The organism is Luteibacter pinisoli, from assembly GCF_006385595.1.
Taxonomy (GTDB): Bacteria; Pseudomonadota; Gammaproteobacteria; order Xanthomonadales; family Rhodanobacteraceae; genus Luteibacter; species Luteibacter pinisoli.
In genome coordinates this window covers 1154213-1174614 of the sequence record NZ_CP041046.1, presented here as the reverse complement: position 1 = coordinate 1174614, position 20402 = coordinate 1154213, and the positions used below count along the sequence as shown (strand labels likewise).

The following is a 20402-nucleotide window of genomic DNA, read 5'->3' as shown; positions in this document are numbered from 1 at the left end:
TTGACACAGCCTACACTGCGATGCAACAAATGTCGCATTCTCCGTAGCTTCCTGCGGAGCCAGGGCACCGATGACACGCACCCCTCCCTTGCAGCATGCCATGCCTGGCCGCTTCGCGGCTTGCGGGCGATGTTGCCGCGGCCGCGTGGCTCACCGCTAGAACCCGCCCCTCGTTCTCGCTTCCCGCGCACCCGCCAGGCTGGCGGGCACCCCCGCGCGCGCCTTTTTCCAGGATTTCGCATGCGTCGTTCCCGCCTTCCCTTCGCCATCGCGGCCGTGCTCGCCGCGACCACCGCCCCGCTCGCCCAGGCCCAGCAGGCCGACAAGCCCGCGACCACCACGCTCGACCAGGTGATCGTCACCGGCACGCACGCCCGTGACCGCACGGTGCTGGATTCACCGGTGCCGATCGACGTCCTCACGCCTGAGGACCTGCGCGCCGCGGGTGCCGTCAACGGCGAGCTGGGCCAGGCCCTGGCGACGCTGCTGCCCTCGTTCAACTTCCCGAGGCAATCCAACTCGGGCGGCTCCGACCATGTCCGCGCAGCCCAGCTGCGCGGCATGAGCCCGGACCAGGTGCTGGTACTGGTGAACGGCAAGCGCTTCCACACCTCGGCGCTGGTGAATACCGATACGAAGATCGGCCGCGGCACCACCCCGGTGGACTTCAATGCGATCCCGATCAGCGCGATCAAGCGCATCGAGATACTGCGCGATGGCGCCGGCGCGCAGTACGGCTCGGATGCGATTGCGGGCGTCGTCAACATCATCCTCGACGACGCGCCGGAAGGCGGCGAAGTGGATGCCACCTATGGCGCTTACCACACCCACTTCCGCCCGGGTGACCGGACGATCACCGACGGCCAGAGTGGCTACGTGAGTGCCAAGGCAGGTACAAAGCTGGGAACCGATGGCTTCTTCCGGGCCGGTATCGAAGGCAACAACCGCGAGCCCACCAACCGGGCCGGCCCGGACCAGATCCCCTCATGGGAGAACGCCTCGCCCGCTAACCTCGCGCTGCAGGGCAAGCGCAACTACGCCGCAGGCGATCCTCGCAACGAGAACTACAGCGGCTGGTTCAACAGCGAACTCGGTCTCGGCGATACCGTACGCGGCTACGCGTTCGGTACCTACACGAAGCGTCGGACCGTGGGTGACAACTACTTCCGCTACCCCGACAGCGATGCCAACGTGCCGTCGATTTATCCGGAAGGCTACCGGCCCGAATCGCTCGGCTATAACACCGATATCAACCTCACCGCCGGCGCGCGCGGCCGCGTGGGCGAATGGGACATCGACGGCAGCCTCACGTGGGGACGCAATACGTTCGATTACGACCTGCGCGACTCACTGAATGTGTCGCTGGGTGAGGCCAGCCTCACGCACTTCGACGTGGGCAAGTACGAAAACTCGCAGGGCACGGCCAACCTCGACCTCACGCGCACCGTCGGCCTGGGCAGCCAGCTGTTCACCCTGGCTACGGGCGCCGAGTTCCGTCACGAAGGCTTCGAAACCTTCGCCGGCGACCCGGCGTCGTATGCCGTCGGCCCCATCGTCGGCGCGCCCACGGGGGCCCAGGCCGGCGGGGGCCTTACGCCGCAGGACACCGCCAACCTGCACCGGAACGTGGCCGCCACCTACATCGATTTTTCCGGCGACGTGACGGAGCGATTCTTTGCCGACGCGGCCGCCCGCTATGAGCACTACAACGATTTCGGAGGCGCCTGGACGGGCAAACTCAGCGGTCGCTACGCGTTCAACGATGCCATCGCCCTGCGCGGCGCCGTGTCCAATAATCTCCGCGCGCCATCGCTCAGCCAGATCGGCTTCGAGTCCACGTCCACGGGCTATGGCGCCGATGGCGAACTGGTCCAGGGCCGGGTGCTGTCGGTGAACAACCCGATCGCCCGCGGCCTCGGCGCCACCGACTTGAAGGCGGAAAAGTCGCGAAACATCAGCCTGGGCCTCACCGCTCGTGCCGGTGACCACTTCGATGCCTCGCTGGATATCTTCCGCACCGACGTGGACCACCGCGTGACCCTGTCGGAAACCATCGCCCCGGACGGCCTGGAAGACCTGATCGCCGCCCGCTTCGGCGTACCCGGTGTGCAGAGCATCGCGTTCTTCACCAATGCGGTGGACACACGCACCCGCGGCGCCGAACTGGTGACGAACTACCGCCAGCCGGCCTACGGCGGCAACCTGGTGCTGACGGCCACGTACAGCTACGACCGCACCTCGATCCGCAAGGTGCGCGACACCCCGGAGGCGCTGGCCGCGCTGGGGGCGGACGCCGTGCTGTTCGGGCTGGAGGAACGCAACACGCTCACCGACGCCGCGCCACGGCAGCGCGGCTCGTTCACGGCACGCTGGGATCATCCACGCTGGTCGCTGCTAGGTCGGGCCACCCGCCAGGGCGCCACGACGCGTGTCTTCGACTTTGGCGACGGCTTCGTGCCGAGGCAGACGTACGGCGCACGCTGGCAGATCGATGCGGAGGCCGAGTGGCATGCGACGGAACGGCTGTCGATCGCGCTGGGTGGCCAGAACATCACCGACCAGTACCCGAACCGCTCCATCCCTGACATCGCCTATGCGGGCAACTTCCCGTACGACGTGATCTCGCCGATCGGCACCAACGGCGCGTACTGGTACGGCCGGCTCCGCTACGCGTGGTAGCGGCGTAAAGCGCCCCAAAAAAAGGAGCCCGGCTTTCGCCGGGCTCCTTTTTTGTAACACCGATCAGGAACGGATTACTGCTGAACCTGCAGTTCCGTACGACGGTTGCGCGAACGGCCTTCGGCCGTGTCGTTCGTGTCGATCGGGTTGTTCTCACCGTGGCCGATCGGGCCTTCCAGGCGGTCGGCACCGATGCCGTGCGAGGTCAGGTAATCGAACACGATCTTGGCGCGACGCTCCGACAGGGACTGGTTGTAAGCATCCTTACCAACGCTATCCGTGTAACCAGCGACCGTGACCTTGACCTGCGGGTAACGCTGCAGGGTGTCGACAGCCTGGTCGAGGACGCCCAGCGATTCGCTGGTCGGCTCCTGCAGGGTCGGGCCAATGTTCGTCTCGCCCTTCTTCGGACGATCGAACTTGAAGTTGACGCCGCGCAGGTCGATGACGACCTTCTGCGGGCAACCATCCGGGCCGACGATGGTGCCAGCCGGGGTGGCCGGGCACTTGTCGTCGCAATCGTTCACGCCGTCGCCATCGCTGTCGAGGGTGGAGCAATCCGGAGCAACCGGGGCCGGGGCAGCGGCCGGAGCCGGAGCCGACGGCGGCTCGCCGAAGCGCGACACGATCGAGAAGCCGAGGAACCAGTCGCCGTAGCCGTTCTCGCCGTCGTTGGTCTTGTCGTCCCAATCGTAGCGGTAGCCGGCTTCCACGCGGAAGTCGGAGCTGTCGGTGATGGTCTTCGACACGCCGACGCCGAGTTCAGCCGCCGGAGCCCAGCCGTTGTCGGCCGGATTGTGGTGGTACGAGCCCATCACGCCAGCGAGCAGGTACGGACGCCAGCTGTCCCACGCACCAGCGTAGAAGCGGGCGGCAACGCCGTAGCTGTTGTTCGACCAGTGGCCAACGCCATCGTTATCGCGCTTGGTGCGATCAGCAAAGATGTCGATCGACGCGTTGCTGGAGATGAACTTGCCGACGCCGAGGCCGTAGTAGACCTGGCGGCTGTTGGTGTTGCGGTCGGTGTCGTTGTAGTAACCGCCAACCGTCGGGGCGATGTACCAGCGGCCGTCATAGCCATTACCCGCGGTGTCAGCGGATTCCTGCGCGTGAACGGCACCCACGCCGCCCAGGGCCAAGCCGATCAGCAAAAACAAGCCCTTACGTTTCATCGGTGTCTCCTCATTATTGGTATTCGCGTCCGCGCTCCACCCCAGACGGAAATCGCGCGTCAAAACTCTTTTGTCGAATCCGGGGACTTAGCCGTCCCTCGCTTTGTTACCCCTTCAACGGGCGGCGGCAGTTTAGCAAAAAAACAACATTTGAGCGCATGCTGCCGCCAGCCGTTCATACTTGAGTCACGGCCATTATCAAGCCGTGAAGAGCGTCATGAACTCGTGAATGGGCATCGCGTCGAGCTTTTCGGGGGAGGAAGTGACGCTCAGAACCTTCTCAACCCGCTCCGCAGGCCACTCGGCGCGGAGGGCTGCCTCAAACTTTTTGAGGAGAACCGGAATGCCCTCGGCCCGGCGGTTACGGTGCCCGATCGGGTAATCGATCGAGATTTTTTGCGTGCTCGTGCCGTCCTTGAAGAAAACCTGCACCGAATTACCGATATAACGCTTTTCGGGGTCGAAATAATCCTTGGTGAACTGCGGATTTTCGACCACGGTCATTTTCTCGCGAAGCGCGTCGATACGCGGATCAGCGGCCACATCGTCGTTGTAATCATCGGCCGTGAGACGGCCAAAAATCAGGGGTACGGCGACCATGTACTGGATGCAATGGTCGCGATCGGCGTAGTTCGACAGGGGGCCGGTCTTGTCGATGATGCGGACGCCGGCTTCCTGGGTTTCGATGACGATCTTCTCGATCTCGTCCACCCGGGGACCCACCTCGGCGTGCAGCTTCATGGCGCACTCCACGGCCGTCTGGGCGTGGAATTCGGCCGGGAAGCTGATCTTGAACAGCACGTTTTCCATGACGTAGCTGCCGAACGGACGCTCGAACTCAAAGGCGTTGCCCTTGAAGGCCACGTCGTAATAGCCCCAGGTCTTGGCCGACAGGGCCGACGGGTACCCGACCACGTTGCGGTAGACGGCGTTGATGGCGTGGGTGACGGCGCGGCGGCAGGCGTCGCCGGCGGCCCAGCTCTTGCGCGGGCCGGTGTTCGGGGCGTGGCGATAGGTGCGCAGCGCGCCGTTGTCGATCCAGCTGTGCGAGACCGCGGTGGTGATCTGGTCCTTGTTGCCACCCAGCATCGCCGTGGTGACCGCCGTGGAGGCGAGGCGCACCAGGATCACGTGGTCCTGGCCGACGCGGTTGTAGCTGTTCTTGAGGGCGTAGCAGCCCTGGATCTCGTGGGCCTTGATGGCGTAGCCGAGCACGTCGCGGACGGTGAGGGCCTTGCCGCCTTCCTTCTCCGCCTTGCGCGACAGGTAATCGGCCACCGAGAGGATGGCGCCGAGGTTGTCGGACGGGTGGCCCCACTCGGCCGCCAGCCAGGTATCGTTGAAGTCGAGGTAGCGGACCTGGGTGCCGATGGCGAACGCGGCCTGCACCGGGTCCAGCACGTGCGAGGTAAACGGCACGCGCACGCCGCCTTCCATGGAGGCGCCCGGCACGATCGGGCCGAGGTGCTTCACGCAGTCCGGGAACTTCATGGCCAGCGCCGAGCAGGCCAGCGAATCCAGCAGCATGTAGCGCGCCGTGTCGTAGGCTTCCTTCGAGTCGATCGTGTAGTCGGCCACGTAGTTGGCGATGTCCACCATCGGCTGGTCCGGGTCGGGACGGGTGGCGGAACGGATGTCGTGTGCGCTCATGGGCTTCGCTCGTGAGGGTGGGAAGGGGGAAAGCCGCCTATTTTAGCCGTGCACCCCCCATGGAAGTCTTGCCGCGCCGCAGCTGAACCCGGACAATGGCCCCACTACAGCCCAAAAGGGAGTAGTTCCACGGGGCACCCTGCCCTGTGCGCGCCGATCGTCAATACGGACGCCACAGCGTCCCGGTCGCCGCGGTGGCTTCGCGCCAGGAACGAGACTTTTGCGGTGACGACGGGCGCGCGTACCCGTCGCCGCTGCAATGGTCCGACCCACGCGCATAAGGCCACTTCATGGATTTCCTCACCCCCGAATTCTTCTCCGGCCTCGCCGCCATCATCCTGCTGGACCTGGTGCTGGCCGGTGACAACGCCATCGTCATTGCCCTGGCGGCGCGCAACCTGCCCCGCGACCTGCAAAAGAAGGCCGTGTTCTGGGGCACGTTCGGCGCCGTGGCCATCCGCATCCTGCTGACCTTCGCCGTCATCTGGCTGCTCAAGCTGCCCGGACTGATGCTCGCCGGCGGCCTGCTGCTGATCCCCATCGCGTGGAAATTGCTCAAGCACGAGGATCACGACCCGGATATCGCGCCCGCCAGGGGCTTCTGGGCGGCGATCCGGACCATCGTGGTGGCCGATGCCCTGATGGGCCTGGACAACGTCCTGGCGATCGCCGGGGCGGCCAAGGGGCACATGGGGCTGGTGGTGCTCGGCCTGGCGATCAGCGTGCCGCTGGTGGTCTGGGGCTCCACCCTGATCCTGAAGCTGATCGAGCGCTTCCCGGCGGTGATCTACATCGGTGCGGCCGCCATCGCCTGGACGGCGGCGCGGATGATCGCCCATGACAACCTCATCGCCGGCTGGTTCGAGGCGCGCCCGTGGGCGCCGTGGACGCTGGACGTGGTGCTGGTGGCCGGCGTGCTCGTCCTGGGCTGGCTGGCCCAGCGCGGCGGCGGGAAGCGCGTCAACGCGCCCTGAGCGCCACGCGTACAAAAGGCCGCCCGAAGGCGGCCTTGGATTCCCCCCGGCAAGGGCGCCCGGCCGAAGCCCGGCGCCAACCGGCTGGTTAGAACCGGAACCGCACGTACGCGGCCGGTCCGTTGAGCTTCATGTCCAGGTCCAGATCGTACTGGCTTTTGTCCTGGTGCAGCTTGATCCGGGTGTAGGCGTATTCGGCGCCAAAACCCACGTTCTGCCACGGGAACCATTCCAGGCCAATGGCCGTGTCGTAGATGTGGCCGTTGAGCTGGCCGCCATTCTTCTTCACGCCCGAAGCGTTCACGTACATGCGCCACTGGTCGTTGAACGCATGGCGCCAGCCGAGCTGCAGGTTGGGTGCCCAGGCGTCGAGATCGGTGGACGAGCTCTGCGACTGGGTCTGGCCCAGCGCCGTCACCGATGCATCGATGCTTCCGCGCACCTTGTAGTACGCCGCACCCAGGCCCACGCCGAACACGTCGTTGCCTGTGCCGAACCACCACTTGTACGCGGCGCTGCCGAAGCTGAACTTCAGGTCGCCCTTGGCGAACGCCGACGCCGTGATCGGCTGGCCGAGCACGTTCACCGATTCGTTGAACGTCTTCGAATGCGAGCGATCCACTTCATACCAGTCAAACGCAAAGCCCTGGTGCTCGCCGATGAGGAAGTCCAGGCGCACGCGCGGCACGGTCTTGTGCTTCTTGAAGTCGAGATCTTTCTCAAGATTGACATCGCCATTGCTGTTCAGGATGCGGGTCTGGCCGCCCAGCGTGGTGTCATTGTTGGTGTAGTAGCCGCCGACCCAGACGCTGACGTTGTCGAGTGCGGGGGACTGTGACTTCTTCGTGCTGTCCTGCGCGTGCGCGGCGGCGCCGAAGATAGCGAGGGATGCGAGAGCAAGGCCTGCGGTGGCCTTTCGGAAACGGTGATGCTGGATACCCATGAAGAAAAACTCCCTGCCAATTTTTGTCGAAAGTGAAACCCCCGTTTGAAAGCTTAACGATTCGTTATGTATGCATCGCGTGCACGGGAACCCCCGCGCGTTCCCATACGGTTCATGAAAGAGCATCGCCGACAGGATCGGCCGCACCAGACAAAAAGGCCAGGATGCGAGGATCCTGGCCTTTCTGCATGCTCCCCTGGTGGGGTCGACCCTGTCGGCGATGTTCTGCCTACAAGGTGATGGGCACTCGCACAGTGACGGTGGTATCCGGTGTGTCGCGCGTCACACCTACGCCCAGTGTGATGTTGAGCGTCTCTTTGTCGTTGTAGCGATACGAACCACCGATAAGGAGCGAACCGAGCGTGGCACGCGCGGAACCAGACAACGGATGGGAGTTTTGCTGCGTGCGGCCAACGAACGCCTGGTCGTAACCGATACTGATGGAGGCCTTCTCATTGAGCGACAAGCCCATGCCGACGCTGATGTCGGCGATGTCGCCGGCCTTGATGTCACCCAGGAACTGCTTGCCCGAACCCAGTACGTTACGACTGACGTTCTTGCGTTCGAAGTTGTGCAGGTAGCTGAAGTTGCCAAAGAAGACGACCGGATCGGACGGATACAGCCAGGTCATGCCGAGCTGCGCGGAGTAGAAACCCGAACCGGTGGGATTCTTCAGCGGCAGGCCGGTGCCGGTGTAGTTCTCGACGCAACGCGTGACGCAATCACTGGTGACTTCGAACGGATCCTCACCGGTGCGTGACTTCGCGCGGAACCAGCCGATGTAGTACGGCTTGTCGGCGCCGCCGTCGTTGATCTGGTAACGCAGCGTCGCTTCGACGTCGCCGAGACCCTTGCCGCTCGTGGTGAACAGGTTGTCCTGCGCCGTGCCGGTAAAGATCTCGCGGCTGATCGTGTCGGTATGCGAATCCACGTACGGGACGCGCACTTCCAGTTCCATGCGATTGGTGAGGCCGTAGCGGAAGGCCAGTGCGCCCGTCTGCGTGGTCTGCTTCACCTGGCGCACATCGACCAGGCCGATGAGGATGGCCGGGATCACCGTGTAACCGACGAGGGCCACGCGGTCACTCGACGAATACCCGTACTGGTACGACGGCTCGATGATGAGCTTGCCGCGTGGTGTCAGCACGCCGGGCTGATCAAAGATGGGCGCCACTTCCGGCGGACGCTCGTCCTGCTCGGGTCGCTTGCCGACGGGTTGGGTCGCCGCCACTGGCTGCGAGACCGGCGCCACCGGGGCGCCAGGTGCGGGCGTACCTGCTGGCACCTGGTCCTGTGGTGCGGCCACGGCCTGGGCGGTACCAGAACCGGCGCCGGGCGAACCCGTGGCGCGCGCTTCTTCCAATGCCGTCATGCCAACGGCTTTGCGCAGGTCGTTGTACTGGAGTTCCTGTGAAGCGAGCTCGCGCTTCATCTGCTCCAGTTCGGCGAGCTGCTCCGCCATGCGTGAACGCATCGCGTCGATCTTTCGCCCCTGCGACTCAATCTTCTCGCGAAGTGCGGGATCGACGGTTGCGGATTCCTGCGCCAGGCACGCGCCGATCCACATGGGTAACACCGCGAGCGACAACGCGCCCACGCATTTCTTTGCCTGCATCACCCTGCCGTTGCGATACATGCGTTAGTTCCCCCGGAACTGGATCACCGCATCCTTGATGGCTTCATCGACCCTTATGTTTTGCAACATGTGCGCCGTGTTGACGGATGCATCGATCGTGGTGGTGGCCGTAATGGCCTGGTTGTCCAGCGAGTTCTGCACCACCAGCCCCGCGGCTGAGCCCGAAGGCAGGCCTAAGCTGGATGGCAGCGTGATCGACTGGCTGGCTTGGGCGGCGTTCGTTGAGGCGTTGCTGCTCGCCGGCACCATCTGCGCCGTGGTCACGCCGCCCACGCCGTTGGTGACGACCGTGGTACCTAGGACACTCTTCAGGGCAGTTGCCTGGTCCGCCGTCATCTGCGAAACATCCGGGATATTCACCGACTGGCGGATCGCCTCGATGCCGTTGATCAGTACTGTTCGTTCGAGGCCCAGCGACACGCGCAGGCCGCTGACATCGAAGCCGCCGCGAATCGTATCCAGCTGCGCATCCGGCACGGCATGGTTTACGGGAAAGTCTGTAGCGTGCACGGTGCCGCACGCGCATACGGGGATCGCTATCGCGATCAGGAATCGTCGGGCACTCATATATCCCCCGGTCCACGCTTAGGCATCACGATGGGTCCGAGGCCGTTGCGTTCAATGCCTTCGGAAATCGGTGCCGCGGGCGCGACAGCCCAGTCGCGCGGACTATTGAAAATGGCGCGGTCGCGTTCATTGTGGATAACGAAGACGATGTGGCTCTTCCACATGTCGTCGAAGCGTCGCTTTGACATGGATCGTGTGCCTCGGGCGGGGTCGCCTATGAGTACGCGATCGTTCTTGTAACCCTTGACCACCACGAAATGGTGGTACCCGCGCTCATCGATCAGGACGATGGCAGGTATGCCCTCCTCATCAAGCTTCTCCAACGGGACATCGAACCCGTCGGCCTGGAAGCCCCGCGAGGCGAGAAAACGCTTGATGTCGAGCAGCGAGAATCCTTCGCGGTTTATCTTCCGGCGGTCCCCATTGGCGTACATCACATCGAACGCGGACTGCTCATCGATGGTGTACGCATACTGGTAGGTCAAAAGGGTGGCGACCGCCGCGGAGCCGCAGCTGAAGTCGTATTTCTGTCGAATCGTGTTGCGAAAGCGAGCTTCCTTCAGGCTCGTCATCTTCATCGGGTATGACGTGCCAGGGCTGGTCTGCACCTCCACCTTGTTGGCCAGGGCAGGCGATACCGCCAGGGCCAGCATCACGGCGAGGGCGCAGGCTGCCTTCATCAGTTCATCCTTACGATGACGCTGGTGCTGTTCTGGATCAGGACGTTGTTGCCGGAATTCTGGATAACGCTATTGATACCCGCCGCGTTCCCGAACGATCCGCCATCAATGTTGTTGGCACCGTTGCCGATGCTGAAGTTGGAGTTATTGCCCACGGTGCCGTTGGTTTCCTGGTTCACCGTGTTGTTTTCGTGGGTATCGGTACCGCCCGTCATATCCTGGAGCGTCTCGGTCGGCGTGGCTGCACCGAACGTAGGTGGCGGCTCGTTGCCCGGTGGTGTCGCGAGCGCCGCATTGGCCGCAAACGCCGTGGCCAGCGCAACCAGCGCCACGCAAGCGTTGTGGGGTCGGAACATCCGCATGGTGTTCTCCTGAGGCTGGGGATCCCCTTCGAATATCACGGGGCGCCGCGAAGGCGCCCCGTGACTCCATTGCTACACTGTGCTTGTCCGTTACGGCGTGGCGGCTGGCATGTTGATGCTTGCCTGGACACTGACACCCTGCTGGATGAGCCCGTTCGCGCCCGAATTGATCGCGAAGTTGCCCACGCCAGCGAGCGTGGCGCCCGCACCGGACATGTCGTTGGACATGGCGTACGAACCGGCGTTGACGCTGTTGGAGCCGCCGGTACCACCCGACCCGCCCGCGCCAGCGTTGTTGGTGCCACCGGTGCCTTCACCACCCGCACCCGCCGCACCGGCTGCACCGGAGTTCGCCGTTGCGGTGCCACCGTTACCTGCCGTGGCCGTTCCGCCCGTGTTGGTCGGCGAGGCGTCACCCGAGGTCGGCGCGGCGCCCGTGCTGGCCGATGCGCCACCCGTGCTGGCCGATCCGCCGCCCGTGCTTGCCGTTGAGCCACCCGTCGGGGCACCGCCACCTGCACCGCGCGAACGTGCCGCGCCGCCGTCACCGGAGGCGTCGCCACCGTTTCCGTGCGCGTTGCCGCCGTCACCGCTGGTGTCGCCACCGTAGGCAAGGCTGGCACCCATAGCGCCGCCGCTGCCTTCGGAAGCGTCGCCACCGACCGCGCCGCGGGCCGTCGAGCGTCCGCTATTGCCGCCGTCGCCACCGCTGCCGCCACGGCCGCTGGCACCCCAGGCATCGCCACCCGATGCGCCGCGCGCGCCATTGGCGTTGCCGGTATTCGCAGCGATGTTGCCGAAGTTGTACGTGGAGTTGTCGGTCACCGCACCGTTGAGCGTCGTGTTGGCGACGGCATTGGTGGTGTTGAACGAGTTCGTGTTGGTGGTCGTGTTGGTGTGGGTCGAGCTATCGGCCCAGGACGAGTTGTCGGTGTACTGCACCGCGATCGACTTACGCTGGGCGGTCGGACCGGCGGCGCCGGTCTGGGTATCGTCGGCCATGGCCGGCAGCGCGAATCCGATAGCGAGGCAGATCGCCGAAGCGATAAGGGTCTTACGCATGGGAGAGTCTCCTGTGAGCGAGCGACGTGGAACCCCTGTTTTTTCGGGGGTGACCGGACCGTCCTGCCAACGCGCCGGGTGTAAGAGCGGAGCAAATTGCGTGCCTTCCGTCGCGCAGGGGGCGAGACGGCGGTGCAGCGCGGTTTGCGCGGATTTCGCAAACTGAATGGCTCGCTGCTCATGTAAAGGGGCTGATACACGCCGTAACGCCAGTGCGGCGCAACGAAATCCCCTTGTCGCGACAGCCTTTGCTGCGCCAGCCCTTGCCTCCCGGCGGCTCAACCGGGATCATTCGAACGATCGTTTGAACCGGAGCCGCCGCCCGTGTCCTACCCGCACCTGCTCGCCCCCCTCGACCTGGGATTCACCACCCTGCGCAATCGCGTCCTCATGGGGTCGATGCATACGGGCCTGGAGGACAAGGCGGCCGACTACGACAAGCTGGCGGCCTACTTCGCCGAACGCGCCGCCGGCGGCGTGGGCCTCATCGTTACCGGTGGCATCGCGCCCAACCTGCGCGGCTGGCTGAAGCCGATGTCGGGGACGATGTCCATGCCCTGGCATGTGGCCCGGCACCGCAAGGTGACCCAGGCGGTGCACGCGGAGGGCGGCAAGATCTGCATGCAGATCCTGCACGCCGGCCGCTACGGCTACCACCCGCTTTCCGTGGCCCCGTCGGCGATCAAGTCGCCCATCACCCCGTTCAGCCCCCGCGCCCTGAGCGCCGGCGGCGTCGAGCGCACCATCAACGCCTTCGTGCGCAGCGCGAAGCTCGCGCGCGACGCGGGCTACGACGGCGTGGAGGTCATGGGCTCCGAGGGCTACCTGATCAACCAGTTCCTCACCACGCGCACCAACCAGCGCACGGACGCCTGGGGCGGCAGCGCGGAAAACCGCATGCGTTTCCCCGTCGAAATCGTCCGGCGCATGCGCGAAGCCGTGGGCAAGGACTTCATCATCATCTATCGCCTGTCCATGCTCGACCTGGTGGACAACGCCCAGCCGTGGGACGACATCGTCACCCTGGGCAAGAAGATCGAAGCCGCCGGCGCGACGCTGATCAACACCGGTATCGGCTGGCATGAAGCGCGCGTCCCGACCATCGTCACCAGCGTGCCCCGCGGCGCGTTCACCTGGGTCACCCGGCGCATGAAGGGCCAGCTGGGCATCCCGCTGGTCACCACCAACCGCATCAACATGCCCGACGTCGCCGAACAGATCCTCGCCAACGGCGATGCGGACATGGTCTCCATGGCCCGCCCCCTGCTCGCGGATCCGCAGTGGGTGAACAAGGCGAAGGCCAACCAGGCCGTCGCAATCAACACCTGCATCGCCTGCAACCAGGCCTGCCTGGACCACGTGTTCGGCAACCGCCGTGCCTCGTGCCTGGTCAACCCGCGCGCGTGCCACGAAACCGAACTGACGATCCTCCCGACGACCACGAAGAAGCGCGTCGCCGTCGTCGGCGCGGGCCCCGCCGGCCTCGCCGCGGCGGCGACGCTCGCCGAGCGTGGCCACGCCGTCACCCTGATCGATCGCGCCCACGAAATCGGCGGCCAGTTCAACATGGCCAAGCGCATCCCTGGCAAGGAAGAATTCCACGAGACCCTGCGCTACTTCGGCCACCGCCTCGACGCGACCGGCGTAGACCAGCGCCTCGGCACGGACGCCACCGTCGAATCACTCGCCAGTGGCGCCTACGACACGATCATCCTCGCGACAGGCGTGAGCCCGCGCGGCCTGGATATCGAAGGCGCGCAGCATCCGAAGGTGCTCTCCTACCTCGACGTACTGCACGGCAACCGCCCGGTCGGCGCGAAGGTCGCCGTCATCGGCGCCGGTGGCATCGGCTTCGACGTCGCCGAATTCCTCACCGAGGCCGCGCCCTCCCCCACCACCGACGTCACACGATGGTCGAAGGAATGGGGCGTGGACATGACCATGGCGACCCCCGGCGGCCTGATGCCCGCGCAGCCGGAAAAACCCGAACGCCAGGTATGGCTGCTGCAACGCACCGCCGGCCGCCCCGGCGGCCGCCTGAACAAGACCTCGGGCTGGGTGCATCGGGCGACGCTGAAGAACAAGAAGGTGCAGATGTTCGGCGGCGTGTCGTACGAGCGCATCGACGACGAAGGCCTGCACGTGACGATGGACGGCCAAAAGCATGTGCTTCCGGTCGACAACGTGATCGTCTGCGCAGGCCAGGAGCCGAACCGTGCGTTGCATGACGGACTGGTGGCGCGTGGCGTCGATGTGCGCTTAATCGGTGGTGCTGACGTGGCTGCCGAGCTCGACGCGAAACGAGCTATTGACCAGGCGACGCGTTTGGCTGCTGCGCTGTAAGGCCTCACCGTTATGCTTTGGGGCACAGAGCCCTCGGTGCCCACCCTCGCTGCTCAGACAACGCTCTGCGTTCGAAAAGGAGAGCCGCTACGCGGCTGGTTTATCTATTGGCCTACGGCCGCGAACCGGTGGCTGGGCGGGGGTTTTCGACACGACATTCCCTGCCGTGACGAAAACGCTGGGCCATCCATGGCCCACCCCCTGCGGGCCTGATCCTTCCAGCCCCCTCGCGACACTAAACTCGCCTCGAGGGTGGGCACCGAGGGCTCTCCCGATCGCTGAGGTTGCGTGTGGGGAGAGCGGGTACACCGAGTCCGCTGACCTTGGGTCGGACACTCGTTCGTCCGCGGACAGCAGATGTCGCGCACACAGTTGCTACAAAGCGGCGGTAAAGCTTGTGCGGCACTGAACCGGATGGGTGGTTGTGGGGGCGGCAAGGCCCCTGGGGCCGACGTAAGCAGAGGGCCGCTCAGTGATCGGGTTTCGCGAAAGCCGATCTACGGCCCGCTCCGCAAGGACTGCGTCCGGCGGCACCAGGGGCCTTGCCGTCCCCGCCCCGCGAACCCCACAAAAGCCAGGCGGCGTCAGCCGCTAAAAACATGCATTCGCTTCAGCGAATGAACCGCACAAAAAAAGGCGCCGCACACCCGTGCGGCGCCCTTCAAACCAAAACGATCAACGCTTCTCGATCGGAACGTACGTCTGGTCTTCCGGCCCCGTGTAATTCGCGCTCGGGCGGATAATCTTGCCATCCTGGCGCTGCTCGATCACATGCGCACTCCAGCCCGACGTACGCGCAATCACGAACAACGGCGTGAACATCGCCGTCGGCACGCCCATCATGTGATACGCCGATGCCGAGTACCAATCCAGGTTCGGGAACATCTTCTTCAGCTCCCACATCAGCTTCTCGATCTTCTCCGAGACCTCGAACAGACGCGGATTGCCGCCGTCGGTGCACAGCTTGCGGGCGATTTCCTTGATGATCTCGTTGCGCGGATCCGACACCGTATACACCGGATGGCCAAAGCCGATGATGATTTCCTTGCGCTCCACGCGGGCACGGATGTCGGCTTCTGCTTCGGCCGTATCGCGGTAGCGGGCGATGATTTCCATCGCCACTTCGTTCGCGCCGCCGTGCTTGGGGCCGCGCAGCGCGCCGATGGCGCCGGTGATGCACGAGTACATGTCCGAACCGGTGCCGGCGATGACGCGGGCGGTGAACGTGCTGGCATTGAATTCGTGCTCGGCGTACAGCACCAGCGAACGATCCAGCGCATGCGCGTGCAGGTCACTCGGCTTCTTGCCGTGCAGCACGTGGAGGAAATGCGCGGCGATGGAATCGTCGTCGGTTTCCGTCTCGACGCGCTTGCCGTTGTGGCTGAAGTGGTACCAGTACAGCAGCATCGAGCCGAAGCTGGCCATCAGGCGGTCGGCGATGTCGCGGGCGCCGGTGATGTTGTGGTCGTCCTTCTCCGGCAGCACGGTGCCGAGCACGGAGGCGCCGGTGCGCATCACGTCCATCGGGTGCGTGGCGGCCGGCAGCAGCTCCAGCGCGCTCTTCACCGGCGCGGGCAGGCCGCGCAGGCGCTTCAGCTTGGCGCGGTAGGCGTTGAGCTCCATCCAGTTGGGCAGCACGCCGTGGACGAGCAGGTAGGCCACTTCCTCGAACGAGCCCTTCGCGGCCAGGTCGTGGATGTCGTAACCACGGTAGTGCAGATCGTTGCCACTGCGGCCGACCGTGCACAGCGCGGTGTTACCGGCGGTGACGCCGGAGAGCGCGACGGATTTCTTCGGCTTCGGGCCCGTGGTGGTTGCGGTGTCGCTCATGCGTGACTCTCCTTAACCTTTCTGCGAAAACAGTGCGTCGAGGCGACGCTCGTAGTCGTGGTAGCCGATGCGGTCGTACAGCTCTTCGCGCGTCTGCATCGTGTCGATGACGTTGCGCTGGTGGCCGTCGCGGCGGATGGCGGTGTAGACGTTTTCCGCGGCCTTGTTCATGGCGCGGAACGCGGACAGCGGATACAGCACGATGCCCACGCCGACGCTGCCGAGTTCCTCGACGCTGAACAGCGGGGTCTGGCCGAACTCGGTGATATTGGCGAGCACCGGCACGTTGAGCGCATCGGTGAAGCGCTTGTACGTCGGCAGGTCGTAAGCGGCCTCGGCGAAGATCGCATCGGCGCCGGCTTCGGCGCAGGCGATGGCGCGCTCGATGGCGGCGTCCACGCCGTCCACCGCGATGGCGTCGGTGCGGGCGATGAGGAAGAAGTCCGGATCCGTCTTGGCATCGGCGGCGGCCTTGACGCGGTCGACCATCTCGCCGGCGGTGACGATTTCCTTGCCGGGGCGATGACCGCAGCGCTTGGCGCCCACCTGGTCTTCGATGTGGCAGGCGGCGGCGCCGAACTTGATCAGGCTCTTCACCGTGCGCGCGATGTTGAACGCGCTGGGGCCGAAGCCGGTGTCGATATCGACCATGAGCGGCAGGTCGCACACGTCGGTGATGCGGCGGACGTCGGTGAGCACGTCATCGAGCGTGTTGATGCCCAGGTCCGGCAGGCCCAGCGAGCCCGCGGCCACGCCGCCGCCCGAGAGGTAGATGGCGCGGAACCCGGCGCGCTGCGCCAGCAGGGCGTGGTTGGCGTTGATCGCGCCGATGACCTGCAGGGGCTTTTCGGCCGCGAGGGCGGCCCGGAAGCGGCTGCCGGCCGAGGGGGGCAAGGGCATGGAAAGTCTCCGCGTAAAGACCGGCATTTTAGCGCGGCGCGTCGGTAAAGGATTGTTGCGGTGCGGTGGCTTACACCCGGCGCTGCCCGCAATCCGGGCCACGGGCGATGGCCTTGCGGATCTCATCGAGCGCGTTGGGGTCGTCGAGGGTGGAGAGATCGCCCGGGTCGGTGTCCTGCATCAGGGCCTGCAGGGCGCGGCGCAGAAGTTTGCCGGAGCGGGTCTTGGGCAGGGCCGGCACCACGTAGATGCAGCCCGGCCGCGCCAGCGCGCCCAGCAGCTCCACCACGCGCCGCTCCATCGCCTGGGCCACATCGGCCGGGTGGTCCGTCACACCCTGCTTCAGGGTGGCGAACACCGCCGGCAGCTGGCCTTTCAGCTCATCGGCGACACCGACGACCGCCACCTCGGCCACAGCCCCCAGCGTGGCCACGGATTCCTCGATCTCGCGCGTGCCCAGCCGATGCCCGGCGACGTTGATGACGTCGTCGGTGCGGCCGAGGATGAAGGTGTAACCCTCCGCGTCGCGGACGGCCCAGTCCAGCGAGCTGTAAAGCAGTGCCTTGAAGTGCCCGAAGTAGCTGCGCTGGTAGCGCTCGTCGTCACGCCAGATGGTGGTGAGGCAGCCGGGCGGCAATGGCGGCTCGATCACCAGCACGCCCTTCTCGCCCGCGGCCTTGTCCTCGCCCGTGGCTTCATCGATAACGCGCATGCGGTAGCCGAACGTAGGAAACCCCGGCGAGCCGGGCTTCACCGGCTTCAGGTCAAGACCGGGCATCAGCGACAGCGCCGGCCATCCGGTTTCCGTCTGCCAGTAGTTGTCGATCACCGTCTTGCCGGTGCCGCGGGTGAGCCAGTCATACGTCGGCTGGTCGAGTGGTTCGCCGGCGAGGAAGATCCACTGCAGCGACGACAGGTCGTAGGTGCGGAGCCAGGCCTCGTCCTGTTTTTTCAGGATGCGGATGCCGGTGGGCGACGAGAACAGTGTGCGCACCGCGTACTGCTCGCACAGTTTCCACCAGATACCGGGGTCCGGGTTCGTCGGCATGCCTTCGTAGAGGATGGCCGTGCAACCGCCGATCAGCGGACCGTAGACGTTGTACGAGTGCCCCACCGCCCAACCCACGTCCGACGTGCAAAGGATCGTCTGTCCGGGCTGCAGGTCGAAGATCGTGGTCATCGACAGCGCGAGCGCCACGGCGTAGCCGCCGACGTCGCGCTGTATCCCCTTCGGCTTGCCGGTGGTCCCCGAGGTATAGAGCAGGTAGCTCGGCTCGTTGGATTCCAGCCACGTGATGGGCACGGTCTCGCCCAGGTGCGCGGCGCGCCGTTCGGCGTAGTCGACATCGCGGCCTTCCACCCACGCCATGGCCGCGTCGAGGCCGCGGTTGACGACCAGTACGCGCGGCGGGGGCGAGGTCGCTTCGCGCAGCGCGGCATCGACCAGCGGCTTGTACGGGATGACCTTGCCACCGCGCATGCCGGCATCGGCGCAGATGAGCAGCGCGGGCTCGGCGTCGTCGATGCGCAACGCCAGGTTATGCGCGGCAAAGCCGCCGAACACGACGGAATGGATGGCGCCGATGCGCGCGCAGGCCAGCATCGCGAACACGGCTTCCGCGATGTTGGGCAGGTAGATGATGACGCGATCGCCCTTGCCCACGCCCAGTTCAACCAGCGTGGCGGCGAACGCATTCACTTCACGGTGCAGCTCGCGATAGGTGATCTCCCGCGTGCTGTTCGTCTCGGTGGAGACGGCGATGATCGCGTTCTGGTCGGCACGGGCTTGTAGGTGCCGGTCGACGGCGTTGTGGCAGAGGTTGGTCATGCCGCCGACAAACCAGCGTCGGAACGGCGGCGTCGATGCGTCGAGGATGCGCTGGGGTGGCGTCTGCCAGTCGATCAGCGACGCCTGTTCGCCCCAGAACGCCTCCGGCTCATCGACTGATCGACGCCAGGCCTCTTCGTACCCCATGCCCATGCCTCCCGTGGTTTACGGCTTGCCTTGCCCCGGACGGGCCTGGCCATACATCTCCCACGCGATTTTCTTCAACAGCGCCTGGCGGTCGTCGCCTTCCACATACAGGTCGAAATGCGTCTTGCCTGGCAGGAAGCGGATATCGCTCTTCGCATGCAGGCCGTCGAGCGTTTCTTTGAGTAATTTCGCAGAACCATCGAGGTAGAACGTGTCCGCCGTACCCACGATGACATGGATCTTGCCGTCGAGGTCCGGCTTCAGCGCCGGCCACTGCGTGCGCAGGCGCTGCGCGATGTCGTAGTGGTCGCGCCAGTAGGCCACGACGTTGGCGTCCACGGCACCGGTGTCGCGGTTGAACATCGGCATCGGCCGGCCATCCTGCCCGCGCGGCGAAAACACCCATTCAAACGAAGCGAGCTGGCCACCGTAGGCACCGAGCACCCGCTCCAGGCGGGCGAAGGTTTCGAACGACGCGATCACCTCGCCCTTGTCGCGCACCAGCGGGTAGGCACTGCCATCGGCACGCTTGTACACGTTGGCGTTCGCCGCGTAGAGGTCGACGCCGGTGAAGTCGTGGAAGTCGCTCGGGTCGGGCGACGTGGACCAGGTCCCGCCGAAGATCTGGGGGTAGCGCGTCTGCAGCCATAACGTGGCCCAGCCGCCGGAAGAGTGGCCATTGAGGAAGCGACCGCTGGTCTTGCCGTCCATGCGGTAGCGGGTCTCCAGCCACGGGATGTACTCGCCGGTGAGGGCCTGGCCCCAGGGGCCGTTGTTCACCGAATCGGCAAACTCATGCGTGCCGGTGGGGCCGGATTCGTCGAGCAGCACCCAGATCATGGGTGGCATTTCCTTCGTCGCCATCGCGTTCCACAGGTTGGCGATGGTGCCGGCGAAGCGGTCGAAGCCGCCGCCGAACCCGTGGGTCACGTACACGACGGGGTAGGTCGCCTTGCCCAGCTCATAGCCGGGCGGCGTCAGCACCCAGGCGCGCACGGACTGCGGGCGCCCGGCGAACGCGGTGAGCACCTTGCTCTCGAGGGTTTCCGCGTGCGCGTGCTTGCGCGCTTCCGGCAGCGCATCACGCACGGCCTGCGGCACGCTGGGAGGCAGCTGCCATGCGTCACGCTCGGGTACCGTCTTCGTCAGCTTCAGGGTGGGCAGGCTGCCACCGGCGGTGATCTTCACCGGGGTCACCTCGCTGATCAGGTCGCCCGCGTGGCGGCCGCTGTAGTTGTAATCGTGGCCGACGTCGAGCACGGCCTGGAACAGGTAGTCGCCGGGCGGCAGGCTCGAGAAGCCGGCGGGAAACGCCTGGCCGTCCGCGTCGAGGTCCACCGACTCCCCGGGCGCGATCCAGCTCACCTCGCGGCCGGCGACCGACACCGCCTTGGGCTGGAACGGGTTGGTGTCGACGGCGTCGACCTTGCCGTCCTTCGCCGCGGCCTTCGCCTTGTCGGCGGGCGCGGCAAAAACGAGGAGGCGGCCCGACGTGGCTTTGTCCGTGGCCCCGTCCAGGCTGACCCGGACGATGCGGTGCGCCAGCGGCGCGCTATCGGCATGCGCGGCAGCGCCGCAGGCCACGAGGGCGAGGGCGAGGGCCGCGCGAACGGACGTGTGCTTCATCGG

At 65.5% G+C, this 20402-nt stretch carries 15 protein-coding genes; 3 read left to right on the top strand and 12 right to left on the bottom strand.

The window, feature by feature from the left end; genetic code table 11:
• Window positions 1–240: 240 nt before the first annotated feature.
• On the top strand, window positions 241–2679 hold the full coding sequence (locus FIV34_RS05355; RefSeq protein WP_139980396.1) for a TonB-dependent receptor plug domain-containing protein: 2439 nt from the start codon (window positions 241–243) through the stop codon (window positions 2677–2679).
• 74 nt (window positions 2680–2753) lie between these two features.
• Here the strand turns inward: FIV34_RS05355 and FIV34_RS05350 are convergent, their stop codons facing one another.
• Complete coding sequence (locus FIV34_RS05350; protein WP_139980394.1) at window positions 2754–3851, bottom strand: OmpA family protein; 1098 nt, start codon at window positions 3849–3851, stop codon at window positions 2754–2756.
• Between the two features lie 198 nt (window positions 3852–4049).
• Window positions 4050–5501, bottom strand: coding sequence for a bifunctional 2-methylcitrate dehydratase/aconitate hydratase (locus FIV34_RS05345; protein WP_139980392.1), 1452 nt, complete (start codon window positions 5499–5501; stop codon window positions 4050–4052).
• A 290-nt stretch (window positions 5502–5791) separates the two neighbouring features.
• Here FIV34_RS05345 and FIV34_RS05340 point away from each other — a divergent pair, with 290 nt between their 5' ends.
• The gene (locus tag FIV34_RS05340; protein ID WP_139980390.1) at window positions 5792–6475 is read left to right on the top strand and encodes a TerC family protein; all 684 of its coding nucleotides are present in this window, start codon (window positions 5792–5794) and stop codon (window positions 6473–6475) included.
• 88 nt (window positions 6476–6563) lie between these two features.
• Here FIV34_RS05340 and FIV34_RS05335 read toward each other — a convergent pair whose 3' ends face one another.
• The 6 genes from FIV34_RS05335 to FIV34_RS05310 all read right to left on the bottom strand — a co-directional run bounded on the left by FIV34_RS05335 (window position 6564) and on the right by FIV34_RS05310 (window position 11725).
• Entirely contained in the window at window positions 6564–7418 is an 855-nt protein-coding gene (locus tag FIV34_RS05335; protein ID WP_246058753.1) for an outer membrane protein, read from the bottom strand.
• A gap of 229 nt (window positions 7419–7647) precedes the next feature.
• The gene (locus FIV34_RS05330; RefSeq protein WP_170207516.1) at window positions 7648–9054 is read right to left on the bottom strand and encodes an acetate kinase; all 1407 of its coding nucleotides are present in this window, start codon (window positions 9052–9054) and stop codon (window positions 7648–7650) included.
• Between the two features lie 3 nt (window positions 9055–9057).
• Window positions 9058–9621, bottom strand: coding sequence for a hypothetical protein (locus FIV34_RS05325; protein ID WP_139980386.1), 564 nt, complete (start codon window positions 9619–9621; stop codon window positions 9058–9060).
• On the bottom strand, window positions 9618–10301 hold the full coding sequence (locus FIV34_RS05320; RefSeq protein ID WP_139980384.1) for a C39 family peptidase: 684 nt from the start codon (window positions 10299–10301) through the stop codon (window positions 9618–9620). Before FIV34_RS05320 ends, FIV34_RS05325 begins: the two co-directional genes overlap by 4 nt.
• Complete coding sequence (locus tag FIV34_RS05315; protein ID WP_139980382.1) at window positions 10301–10657, bottom strand: hypothetical protein; 357 nt, start codon at window positions 10655–10657, stop codon at window positions 10301–10303. Before FIV34_RS05315 ends, FIV34_RS05320 begins: the two co-directional genes overlap by 1 nt.
• Before the next feature lie 96 nt (window positions 10658–10753).
• Entirely contained in the window at window positions 10754–11725 is a 972-nt protein-coding gene (locus FIV34_RS05310; RefSeq protein WP_139980380.1) for a hypothetical protein, read from the bottom strand.
• A gap of 324 nt (window positions 11726–12049) precedes the next feature.
• On the opposite strand from FIV34_RS05310, the gene FIV34_RS05305 reads away from it, so the two are divergent.
• Window positions 12050–14068 carry an NADPH-dependent 2,4-dienoyl-CoA reductase gene (locus FIV34_RS05305; RefSeq protein ID WP_139980378.1) on the top strand — a complete coding sequence of 673 codons (2019 nt, stop codon included), beginning with the start codon at window positions 12050–12052 and terminating at the stop codon, window positions 14066–14068.
• Window positions 14069–14743: 675 nt separating this feature from the next.
• Here FIV34_RS05305 and prpC read toward each other — a convergent pair.
• From prpC to FIV34_RS05285, 4 genes are all read right to left on the bottom strand, one after another.
• Window positions 14744–15898, bottom strand: coding sequence for a bifunctional 2-methylcitrate synthase/citrate synthase (prpC, locus tag FIV34_RS05300; protein ID WP_139980376.1), 1155 nt, complete (start codon window positions 15896–15898; stop codon window positions 14744–14746).
• A 12-nt stretch (window positions 15899–15910) separates the two neighbouring features.
• The gene (prpB, locus tag FIV34_RS05295; RefSeq protein WP_139980374.1) at window positions 15911–16798 is read right to left on the bottom strand and encodes a methylisocitrate lyase; all 888 of its coding nucleotides are present in this window, start codon (window positions 16796–16798) and stop codon (window positions 15911–15913) included.
• A 70-nt stretch (window positions 16799–16868) separates the two neighbouring features.
• Window positions 16869–18773 carry a propionate--CoA ligase gene (prpE, locus tag FIV34_RS05290; protein ID WP_139980372.1) on the bottom strand — a complete coding sequence of 635 codons (1905 nt, stop codon included), beginning with the start codon at window positions 18771–18773 and terminating at the stop codon, window positions 16869–16871.
• An 18-nt stretch (window positions 18774–18791) separates the two neighbouring features.
• Window positions 18792–20399: an alpha/beta hydrolase gene (locus FIV34_RS05285; RefSeq protein ID WP_139980370.1), complete on the bottom strand. Its 1608-nt coding sequence runs from the start codon at window positions 20397–20399 to the stop codon at window positions 18792–18794.
• Between the last annotated feature and the right edge of the window lie 3 nt (window positions 20400–20402).